This window comes from Bacillus sp. FSL K6-1284 (assembly GCF_038002625.1).
Classification (GTDB): Bacteria; Bacillota; Bacilli; order Bacillales; family Bacillaceae; genus Bacillus; species Bacillus paralicheniformis.
This window is the reverse complement of the sequence record NZ_JBBOCW010000001.1, coordinates 2,179,391-2,190,570: the sequence shown is the minus strand read 5'-3', so window position 1 is coordinate 2,190,570 and position 11,180 is coordinate 2,179,391. Positions and strand designations below refer to the sequence as shown.

The window sequence follows — 11,180 nt, the reverse complement described above, 5'->3', positions numbered from 1 at the left end:
ACAATGGATCATACACAAAAAATCCAAAACATTTATCCTTTAAGCCACATGCAGGAAGGAATGCTTTTTCATTCTTTCCTGCAAGACGAAGGAACCGCATATATTGAACAGTCCGTCTTCACAATAAGGGGTCAGCTCCATTTAGACTGGTTTCAACAAAGTGTCCAATCGATCATTGACCGCCACGATATTTTCAGAACGGTTTTTTTGCCTCATGTTGCCGGGCTGAAAGAACCGCGCCAGGTCGTTTTACGCGATCGATCCTTTCAGTTGCATGCTGAAGACTTGACCGAAATGCCGGAGACCGATCAAACCGCATATATCAGCCAGTTTAAAGAGCGGGATCGGCAGAAAGGCTTCAATCTGCAAAAAGATATGCTGATGCGTATTTCTCTGTTCAAAACGGCGCCGGAACAACACGTATGTGTATGGAGCCATCACCACATTTTAATGGACGGCTGGTGTCTCGGGATCGTGCTGCAAGAATTTATGCAGTTGTACGAAGCCATCTATACGGGTGAATCTGTGCCTTTAGATCCTGTTCAGCCATACAGCGCATATATTTCCTGGTTGTATGATCAGGACAAAGACAAAGCCAAGGAATATTGGAAGAACTACTTGACAGACTTCAATGCGCCAACAGGTCTTCCGAAAGTGTCTGCAAAACCTGCTGAAAAGGGATATCGGCAGAAAGAGCTGATGTTTTCATTAGACCGAAAGTTGACAGCCAGACTCAAAACAATCGCCAAACAGCATGGAGCCACACTCGCCACTCTCATACAAACCGTGTGGGGCTTAATGCTTCAGCGCTATAACCGGACAGATGATGTCGTGTTCGGCTCTGTCGTTTCCGGCCGTCCTTCCGTGATTCCGGGTGTTGAGAAGATCATCGGTTTATTTATCAATACTGTGCCGGTTCGAATCAAGACCGAGAGCGAAAATGAAACCTTTTCAGAGCTGCTTCGCCGCTCCCAAAAAGAAAGGCTCGCTCAAGACATGTTCAACTTTTATCCATTGGCTGACATTCAGTCGCAAATCACTTTCAAACAGCATGCGATTGACCATATTTTCGTTTTTGAAAACTACCCTTTGCAGCAAATGCAAGACTCGGCAAACCGCGCCGAATCACCGCTTCAGATCGAAAATGTAAAAGTGTCGGAGCAATCAGGCTACAACTTCAACCTCATGATTGCCCCGGATGATGAACTTGTCATCAAGTTCATCTACAATGCAAACGTTTATGATGAATCATGGATTGACTGTGTGAGGGGCCACCTGCTGGAAGCTTTGCGAAGAGCGGCGGAGGACACCGATATCCCCGCCTCCAGGCTGCCGATGATCGCGCCTGACGAAAAAGCCCGGATCATCGGGGAATTCAACGATACAAAAACAGATTACGATACGAACAAAACAATCACTGACTTGTTTTCCAATCAAGTAGAGAAAACGCCGGAGCATATCGCACTACATGCCGGCGGCTTGACGATGACATACCGAGAGCTGGATCAAACATCCACTGCATGGGCCCGTATCTTCCAAGAACAAGGCTTAAAGAAAAACGGAATTGCCGGCATTTTAGCAGAGCATTCACCTGAATTCATCATCGGAGTTCTTGCCGTTTTGAAAGCAGGCGGCGCCTATCTCCCGCTCGATGCCGAACTGCCGCCTGAACGGATCAGCTGCATGCTGAAAGAAAGCGGGGCGGACGTATTGGCCGTTCAGAAAGGACTCAAGACGAACATTGATTTTCCGAAAAAAGTGTTGATATCCAAGGAAGCGAAATTGGCACCTGTCAGCGCTATCAACATAAATACGCGTCCGGATGATTTGGCTTATATCATGTATACATCAGGTTCGACAGGCAAACCAAAGGGCGTAATGATTTCGCACCGCAATGTCGTATCACTGATCTCAAACAGCAATTACACATCAGCCGATACAAATGACCGATTAATCTTAACCGGTTCACTGGGCTTTGACGCCATCACATTTGAAATATTCGGAGCGCTCCTGAAAGGAGCATCTCTTCATGTTATCGACCGCTCGACGATGTTGACTCCTGCCCGTTTTGGCAGCTATTTGCTTCACCATGATATCACAGTGCTGTTTTTAACAACGGCTCTCTTTAACCAGCTGGCACAAGCCCAGCCGGACATGTTTTCAGGGCTCTCCACTTTATATGTCGGCGGGGAAGCTTTGACGCCTGCACTGATGAATACGGTCAGACATCAGTGCCCAAACCTGAAGCTTTATAACATATATGGTCCGACGGAAAATACAACATTCTCTACATTTTATGAAGTCAAGCAAGATTTTTCACAAGCGATTCCCATCGGAAAACCGATCAGCAATTCAAATGCCTTTATTGTTGACGAGAGCGGTCAGCTCGCGCCGATCGGCGTTCCCGGCGAACTTTGCGTCGGCGGCGATGGGGTTGCAAAAGGATATTTGCACAGACCTGATTTGACGAGTCAAGCATTTGTAGAGCATCCGTTTCAACCAGGGGAAAAAATGTACAAAACCGGCGATCTGGCGCGCTGGCTGCCAGACGGCAACTTGGAATATATCAGCCGGATGGACCGGCAAATCAAAATTCGCGGCAAACGAACTGAACCGGCTGAAATAGAAGCGCGGCTCATCGAGATTGAAGGCGTTCAAGAAGCCGCTGTCATCATTGTAGAAAAAAACGAAGAAGCATTCCTTATCGCATATTATGTAAGCGATGATCAAACAGAGGAAAAAACGATCCGTTCATTACTATCAAGGCAGCTTCCCGACTATATGATTCCTCATGATTGGGTTAAAATGGACCGCATGCCTCTTTCGGCAAACGGCAAAATCGACCGCCGCGCGCTGCCTGCACCTGATCAAAAAACGGCTTTGAAACAGATTGTGCCGCCAAGAAACTGGGTCGAAAAAGAACTGATTGACATATGGAAACCTATCCTTGGCGTGAAGGAGCTCGGTATTAAAGATGACTTTTTCGAACTTGGCGGTCATTCGCTAAAAGCTCTTCAAGTCATTCACCAGCTGAAAAACAGCCAGGGGATCGATATTCCGATTGAATTATTATTCGAGAATCCAACAATTGAACAATTGGCCGAAAAGCTGTTTTCACATGAGCTGCGCGCCTCGGCCGTACAGCATGTCAGCAGACTGAATCCGCCGACCGGAGTGAACCTTTTCTGCTTTCCTCCCATTTCGGGCTTCGGGATATTTTATAAAGATCTTGCTGCCAAGCTAAACGGCAAAGCGACTGTGTACGGATTTAACTTTATTGAAGAAGACAGCCGTATGGAACAATACGTGAACAACATCATCCAAAAACAGCCTCGGGGTCCTTATATCCTGCTGGGATATTCAGCGGGAGGCAACACGGCATTTGAGACTGTAAAAGAAATGGAAAACCGTGGTTTGGAGGTCAGCGATCTCATTATTGTCGATGCATATCAAAAGAAACAAGCATTGCCGCCACAGCCAAGCAGCACCTCGGCAGAACATGTTCCCGCTCACCTCAGGGAAGCAGTCATCAAAAAGACGGCAAACTATCAAAAATATTGGGCACAATTAATCAATGGCGGCCAAATCAACGCAAACATCCACTTTATTGAAGCCGGCATTCAGACGGATCAAATTGACAGATTCATATTGCAAAAATGGGCCGACGCCACAACAAGAAACTATCAAGAGTATAAAGGAGCCGGGCCGCATCAGGATATGTTCGAAACTGCCTTTCTGTCAAAAAACGCCGAGATCATTCAACATATCCTCACAAACAGCGGCAAACATGCAGAGCATTCTCGGTAAAAGCCGTCCAAACACCAACAGGCCCGAGCCAAAACATTGAGAGTTCTAAAGCGATTTCTTAAGCTTTAGGACTTTTTTCTTTCAAATCATCATAAGCTGTAAAGAACAGACAAGACCTGGCTGAACCTATGGCAGGAAACAGGATAAGCTACTTCACTTTCGAATTCGCACAATAAATAAATGAAGGCGCTTTCAAATTCTATTTCAGACACTTTTGAATATGAAAGGGGGCATTTTTTTGTTTCAAAAATTGCTTATCGCCAATCGTGGCGAAATCGCACTTCGGATCATCCGAACTTGTAAACGGCTCGGTATTCAGACAGCTGCCGTCTACTCTGAAGCGGATGCTGAGTCCCTGCACGTTAAAGCTGCAGATGAAGCCTGGCTGATCGGCAAACCGCGGGTCAGTGAAAGCTATTTAAATATCGAAAAAATCATCGAAACCGCTAAAAAAGCGGGGGTCTGTGCCATCCACCCGGGATACGGCCTGCTTTCCGAGAACAGCCGTTTTGCCGAAAGATGCCTGCAGGAAAATATCACGTTTATCGGTCCGCCGTCCGATGTGATCGCCAAAATGGGGAGCAAAATTGAAGCAAGGCTAGCGATGGAACAAGCCGGGATTCCCGTCGTTCCCGGCGTGACAAAAAGCTTGGCCGGTCTGAATGAAGCCAAGGCTCTTGCCGAATCCATCGGCTATCCCGTGATGCTCAAGGCTTCTTTTGGAGGCGGAGGCATCGGAATGCAGCTGATTCGCAATGAAGGCGAATTAGCAAAAGCATATGAAGGCAGCCAAAAACGAGCCGCCGATTTTTTCGGAGACGGGGCTATGTACATCGAGAAATATATCGAAGATGCAAGACATATCGAGATTCAGATTTTAACAGACGAATACGGAAATGCCGTCTATCTTTGGGAACGGGACTGTTCGATTCAGAGACGCCAGCAAAAAATCATCGAAGAAGCACCTGCTCCGTTATTCGATGAAAACATGCGCGCGAAGCTCGGTGAAGCGGCCGTGAAAGCCGCGCTGTCGATCGGCTATGCCAACGCCGGGACAATCGAGTTTTTAGTAGACAGCAAGAATCATTTTTATTTTCTCGAGATGAATACCCGCCTGCAGGTCGAACACCCGGTGACAGAGGAAATTACAGGGCTCGACATTGTCGAAGAACAGCTCAATATCGCAGCAGGCAAAGCGCTTCCGTATAAGCAGAAAGACATTCGGCGTGACGGACATGCGATCGAAGTCAGAATCTGTGCCGAAGATCCGAAAACATTTTTCCCTTCGCCGGGACGGATCACTGACCTAAAGCTGCCTGAGCACCCGAATGTCCGTCATGAATGCGCAGCAGCCCCAGGTATGAACATTACCCCGTATTACGACCCGATGATCGCCAAGATGATCGTCAAAGGAAATAGCAGAGATGAAGCCATCCGCACATTGGCCGAAGCGCTCTCACAATATCAAGTGAAAGGCATTAAGACAAATATTCCGTTGCTTGAAGACATCGTACGTTCTGACGAATTCCGAAAAGGCGGGGTCCAAACCGATTTTATCAGTCGTTATCAGTCAAAATGAAATTAAGGAGGCGTGCCATGAATACTGTTGTCACCAATATGGCGGGAAACGTGTGGAAAATATTAGTGAAAGCAGGAGACGAAATCGAAAAAGGGCAGGAAGTCGCCATTTTAGAATCGATGAAAATGGAGATTCCGATTGTCGCCGAAACGGCCGGCACCGTCAAAACCGTCAGAAAAAACGAAGGTGATTTTGCCGATGAAGGAGATGTCTTATTGGAGCTTCAATAAGGTCTGGAGGATGGCAAATGAATGTACCGAAGAAAATTTTCATTAAAGAAGTCGGGCCGCGCGACGGTCTGCAAAATGAAGAAACCGCACTCTCGACAGCCGATAAAATAACCTGGATCGACATGCTTTCCCAAACAGGGCTTTCATATATCGAAATCACTTCATTCGTTCATCCTAAATGGATTCCTGCACTGTCTGATGCCCTTGACGTCGCCAAAGGCATTAACCGGAAGCCGGGCGTCACCTACGCAGCCCTCATTCCGAACCGAAAAGGGCTGGAACGGGCTCTCGAAGGAGGGATCGATGAAGCTTCTGTTTTTATGTCGGCAAGCGAGACACACAACCGGAAAAATATTAACAAATCGATCGGAGAAACGCTTCCAGTCTTGCAGGAAGTCACCGGGACAGCAAAACAAGCAGGCCTCACCACTAGAGCCTACCTGTCCACCGTATTTGGCTGTCCTTATGAGCATCATGTGCCATTAGAACAAATCATACGCCTCTGTGATGCGTTGTTCGACATGGGCATCGACGAACTTTCTCTCGGAGATACAATCGGCGCAGCGAATCCCGTGCAAGTTCAAAAGGTGCTTGACGTACTTTTAAAACGCTTTCCGAAAGAGAGTTTCGCCCTTCATTTTCATGATACGAGAGGGATGGCGCTCGCCAACATGATCACAGCGATGGATATGGGAATCACCGTATTTGACGCATCATGCGGCGGGCTGGGCGGCTGTCCTTATGCCCCTGGAGCCACGGGAAATGCGGCAACTGATGATTTGATTTACATGTGCGCCCAGATGGGCATCGAAACCGGAGTTGATCTCAGCAAGCTGCTTTCAGCTGCCAAATGGATCGAAGACAAAACCGGGAGAGAGCTACCAAGCCGAAATTTGCAGGCGGCGAAATCAAAGAATTGCTTTTCATAGATTGAGGAGGAGGAAGACCGAATGGAGCCCAATGTTCTTTATTCCATAAACGAGCAGGCGGTCGCCGTGTTGACGTTGAACAGACCGCAAGCTGCAAATGCCCTCTCGCTCGGACTTCTCGACGACCTTCAGCATATCCTTCGCGATATCCGTTCAAACCCGACCGTCCGCTGTGTCATTATAACGGGAGTAGGGAACAGGACGTTTTGTGCAGGTGCCGATTTAAAGGAAAGAGCCCGCATGAGCCCCACAGAAGCGAAGCAGGCCGTTTCCATGATTCAACAAGTGGTCAGCCAGACGGAAAAACTGCCGCAGCCCGTCATCGCTTCATTAAACGGAAGCGCTTTGGGAGGGGGGCTGGAGCTTGCATTGGCGTGCGACATCAGGATCGCAGCCGAACATATTGAACTCGGCCTCCCCGAAACAACGCTCGCGATCATTCCCGGGGCAGGGGGAACACAGCGGCTGCCCCGCTTGATCGGCAGGGGAAAGGCAAAAGAAATGATCTATACCGGCTGCCGCATCAGCGCCGAAGAAGCGCAAAAGATCAGCCTAGTTGAACATGTCGTTCCGCTTCAAAAGTTAAAGGAAACAACCGAAAATATCGCAGCGAACATTGCGGCGAACGGACCGGTTGCCGTCAGACAGGCGAAGTTCGCTATCAATCAAGGGCTTGAGACAGATATCGAAACTGGACTCGCGATAGAACAAAAAGCCTACGAGCTGACGATTCCGACGAAAGACAGAACAGAAGGGCTGAAAGCTTTTACAGAAAAGCGGAAGCCGTATTATACGGGAGAATAAAACGAACGGGGGGACAGCCGATGCCGGCCGAAAAGGAATTGTATGAACGCATTCGCCGGATTCAGGAAGGCGGAGCGCAAAAATACCATGAAGCTAATGAGAAAAAAGGAAAATTATTTGTCAGAGACCGATTAAAGCTACTGCTTGACGAAGGCCTCGACCTTGAGGACGCTTTTTTTGCCAATTGCATGGCAGACGGGCTTCCGGCAGACGGAGTCGTCACGGGAATCGGAAAAGTCGGCGGCCGAACCGTTTGCGTCATGGCTAATGATTCAACGGTGAAAGCAGGATCATGGGGAGCGAGAACCGTCGAAAAAATCATCCGCATCCAGGAAACAGCCGAAAAGCTGAATTGTCCGCTTCTTTATTTGGTCGATTCAGCAGGCGCAAGGATTACGGATCAAGTTGACATGTTTCCGGGGCGAAGAGGAGCAGGGCGGATTTTTTATCAGCAAGTCAAATTATCCGGGCGCATCCCGCAAATCTGTCTTTTGTTCGGTCCTTCAGCGGCAGGCGGCGCCTACATACCGGCTTTTTGCGATATCGTTATCATGGTCGAAGGTAACGCCTCGATGTATTTAGGCTCGCCGCGCATGGCGGAAATGGTGATCGGCGAAAAAGTGTCGCTTGAAGAAATGGGCGGAGCGCGAATGCACTGTTCTGTTTCAGGCTGCGGAGACATTCTTGCCGAAACGGAAGAAGATGCGATCAAGTCGGCGCGCCGGTATCTTTCCTACTTTCCGCCGAACTACACCGAAAAAGCGCCTGTCATTGAAGCAAAACCCGCTCGTCCGTTTGACCGGCCGTTGGAGGAGATCATTCCGAAAAACCAAAACGCACCGTTTCAAATGATGGATTTAATCGACCGGATCATTGATGAAGCGTCTTTTTATGAGATCAAAAAATTGTTCGCGCCAGAGCTGATTACCGGTTTGGCGAGGATTCACGGGCAGCCTGTCGGCATCATCGCCAATCAGCCGCGGGTCAAAGGCGGTGTGTTGTTTCACGATTCGGCAGACAAAGCCGCAAAGTTTATCAATTTGTGCGATGCCTATCATATCCCGCTGCTGTTTCTGGCTGATATCCCCGGCTTTATGATCGGAACAAAAGTCGAGAGGGCGGGTATTATCAGACACGGTGCGAAAATGATCTCAGCGATGGCCGAAGCAACCGTGCCGAAAATATCCGTCATCGTCAGGAAAGCTTATGGCGCAGGCTTGTATGCGATGGCGGGACCGGCCTTTGAGCCTGACTGCTGTCTGGCGCTGCCTACGGCTCAGATTGCTGTGATGGGTCCGGAAGCAGCGGTAAATGCCGTTTATGCCAAAAAAATCGCACAATTGCCTGAAGAAGAGCGGTCCGCCTTCATTGCCGAAAAACGGGAAGAGTACCAAAAAGACATAGACATTTACCGGCTTGCTTCAGAAATGATTGTCGACGGGGTCATTCCGGCCGATTCGCTTCGTACGGAACTCATCAAACGGCTGAATGCATATATGACCAAATACATGATATTTACGGAACGGAAGCATCCTGTTTATCCCGTCTAAAGGCCAATGAAACGAAAAGGGGGGAAACGGTATGGCCGAAAAAGCGGTTTGGCAGCCTGATCCGGAATTTGTAAAAGCGACCCGGCTGTTTCAATGGATGACAGCTCTCGGTTTTTCCGACTATGATGATTTTTTGAAAGCAAGTACAGACGATATCGCCTGGTTCTGGGAAGAGGCCGAAAAAGCGCTCGGCATCAGCTGGTACAAGCGGTACAGCCAAACATTGAATCTCGATAAAGGCATAAAATGGCCGAAATGGTTTTCCGGCGGACGCTTAAATGCCGTTTGCAGCGCCGTGGAAAAATGGTCCCGACAGCCTGATGCGGCCGAGAGGACAGCCCTCATCTGGGAAAGTGAAGACGGAAAAACAGAACGGATCACCTATTCTTCTTTACATCAAAAAGTCGCCCGTGCGGCAGCAGGCTTTAAAAAACAAGGCATATCAAAAGGGGATGTCATTGCGATTTACATGCCGATGATCCCGCAAACGGTCATCGCCATGCTTGCCGCCGCTAAAATCGGCGCGGTATTCTCCCCGGTTTTTTCAGGCTACGGGGCCCATGCGGCAGCCGCGAGACTCAGCGCTGCCGGAGCAAAAATTCTTGTCACGGCAGATGCCTTTTTGCGAAGGGGAAAGAAGGTCTGTATGAAGAAAGAAGCTGACAAAGCAGCAGACCGCGCCCCCACTGTCCAAAAAGTTGTCGTCTGCCGGCTTCACGATGGCGAACAAGATTGGAATCATAAGAGAGATATAGACTGGAATGAATTGATGAAAAGCGATCCTCTCCAGATGACAGAAGAAATGGACAGTTCAGATCCGCTCATGCTGCTTTACACATCAGGCACGACAGGACAGCCGAAGGGAGCGGTTCATACCCACGCCGGTTTTCCGCTGAAAGCTGCATTTGATGCGGGCTTCGGGATGGATGTCAAACAAGGGGACACGTTTTTCTGGTTTACAGACATGGGCTGGATGATGGGACCGTTTTTAATATTCGGGGGGCTCATAAACGGAGCGGCAGTTTTGCTGTATGACGGAGCACCGGATTTCCCGGCCCCGAGTCGGCTGTGGGAGCTTGTCAGCAGACACCAGGTGTCGCATCTCGGCGTCTCTCCGACGCTCATTCGCTCACTGATGCAGCACGGCGAAAATTTTCTTCTTCAATGCGACCTGAGCAGTCTGAAGGCAATCGGCTCAACGGGAGAACCTTGGAATTATGAACCGTGGATATGGCTGTTCCGCCATGCTGGAAAAGAGCGGATTCCTATTTTTAATTATTCAGGAGGAACGGAAATTTCAGGCGGCATTTTGGGCAATGTGCTCCTGCGGCCGATCACGCCGATGACGTTTAATTCGCCTCTGCCTGGCATGGCGGCCAATGTCTTCAACGAAAAAGGGGAGGAAGTCGTCAATGAAGTCGGGGAGCTTGTCCTGACAAAGCCGTGGGTCGGCATGACGAATGGTTTTTGGAAGGAGCCGTCCAGATATGAAAAAGCATATTGGAGCCGCTGGACTGACGTCTGGGTGCACGGCGATTGGGCAAAACGTGATGAAAACGGCTACTGGACGATCAGCGGACGTTCTGATGATGTGATCAATACTGCTGGGAAAAGGATCGGGCCCGCCGAAATAGAGTCCGTACTGGTCGGCCATCCAGCGGTGGCGGAAGCAGGCGTTATCGGCGTTCCGGATCAGCTCAAAGGTCAGGCTGCCGTCTGCTTTGTCGTCCTCACACAGTCGGAAAAGCCGTCGGAAAAACTAAAAGATGATTTGCTGAACCTCGCCTCTGACGCGATCGGTAAAGCGATCAAGCCAAAAGCGGTTTACTTTGTCAGCGGTCTGCCGAAGACGAGAAATGCAAAAGTGATGAGACGGCTGATCAGAGCTGCCTATTTGAACGAGCCGGCAGGCGATTTGTCAACATTGGAAAATCGTCAAACATACGATGAAATTGCCGGCCTTTCAGCGCAAAAAAATCTGTAGTATACTGGATAAGGCTTGGAGACAAAGAAGAAGGACACGTCCTTCCTCTTTTTATTTTAAGACCAAAAACTCACATTCTGACGATAACCGAACCTCCGCCGGCCGCGCAGACGCGGTTTTGCTGCTCTTCAATTGAACGCAGCAGCTGATTGTTGCATTCCATGAGTTTGATCAGCAATTCCATTTGATCTTCGAGATTTTTCAGCCTTTGATTCATCTGCTGAGAAGATTGGCCGGTGTGCATGTGCGGGGCTGAAGGCGGATAAGACGTTTCAGAATTCCATTTTGAATACATAG

At 49.0% G+C, this 11,180-nt stretch carries 8 protein-coding genes; 7 read left to right on the top strand and 1 reads right to left on the bottom strand.

Going from position 1 to position 11,180, the window contains the following annotated elements:
* The first annotated feature begins 3 nt into the window (after positions 1–3).
* The 7 genes from MHB72_RS11385 to MHB72_RS11355 all read left to right on the top strand — a co-directional run bounded on the left by MHB72_RS11385 (position 4) and on the right by MHB72_RS11355 (position 10,883).
* Positions 4–3,807 carry a non-ribosomal peptide synthetase gene (locus MHB72_RS11385; protein ID WP_216920743.1) on the top strand — a complete coding sequence of 1,268 codons (3,804 nt, stop codon included), beginning with the start codon at positions 4–6 and terminating at the stop codon, positions 3,805–3,807.
* Between the two features lie 238 nt (positions 3,808–4,045).
* The gene (locus tag MHB72_RS11380; protein WP_020451697.1) at positions 4,046–5,386 is read left to right on the top strand and encodes an acetyl-CoA carboxylase biotin carboxylase subunit; all 1,341 of its coding nucleotides are present in this window, start codon (positions 4,046–4,048) and stop codon (positions 5,384–5,386) included.
* Positions 5,387–5,403: 17 nt separating this feature from the next.
* Positions 5,404–5,616 carry an acetyl-CoA carboxylase biotin carboxyl carrier protein subunit gene (locus MHB72_RS11375; protein WP_216920741.1) on the top strand — a complete coding sequence of 71 codons (213 nt, stop codon included), beginning with the start codon at positions 5,404–5,406 and terminating at the stop codon, positions 5,614–5,616.
* A 17-nt stretch (positions 5,617–5,633) separates the two neighbouring features.
* On the top strand, positions 5,634–6,545 hold the full coding sequence (locus MHB72_RS11370; RefSeq protein ID WP_020451696.1) for a hydroxymethylglutaryl-CoA lyase: 912 nt from the start codon (positions 5,634–5,636) through the stop codon (positions 6,543–6,545).
* Positions 6,546–6,566: 21 nt separating this feature from the next.
* The gene (locus tag MHB72_RS11365) at positions 6,567–7,349 is read left to right on the top strand and encodes an enoyl-CoA hydratase (protein ID WP_023857509.1); all 783 of its coding nucleotides are present in this window, start codon (positions 6,567–6,569) and stop codon (positions 7,347–7,349) included.
* A gap of 20 nt (positions 7,350–7,369) precedes the next feature.
* Positions 7,370–8,899 carry an acyl-CoA carboxylase subunit beta gene (locus tag MHB72_RS11360; RefSeq protein WP_216920739.1) on the top strand — a complete coding sequence of 510 codons (1,530 nt, stop codon included), beginning with the start codon at positions 7,370–7,372 and terminating at the stop codon, positions 8,897–8,899.
* Between the two features lie 31 nt (positions 8,900–8,930).
* A complete protein-coding gene (locus tag MHB72_RS11355) occupies positions 8,931–10,883 on the top strand; it encodes an AMP-binding protein (RefSeq protein WP_020451693.1) in 1,953 nt (650 codons plus the stop codon).
* Between the two features lie 70 nt (positions 10,884–10,953).
* On the opposite strand, the gene MHB72_RS11350 is transcribed toward MHB72_RS11355, so the two are convergent.
* A complete protein-coding gene (locus tag MHB72_RS11350; RefSeq protein WP_020451692.1) occupies positions 10,954–11,178 on the bottom strand; it encodes a hypothetical protein in 225 nt (74 codons plus the stop codon).
* Positions 11,179–11,180 lie beyond the last annotated feature (2 nt).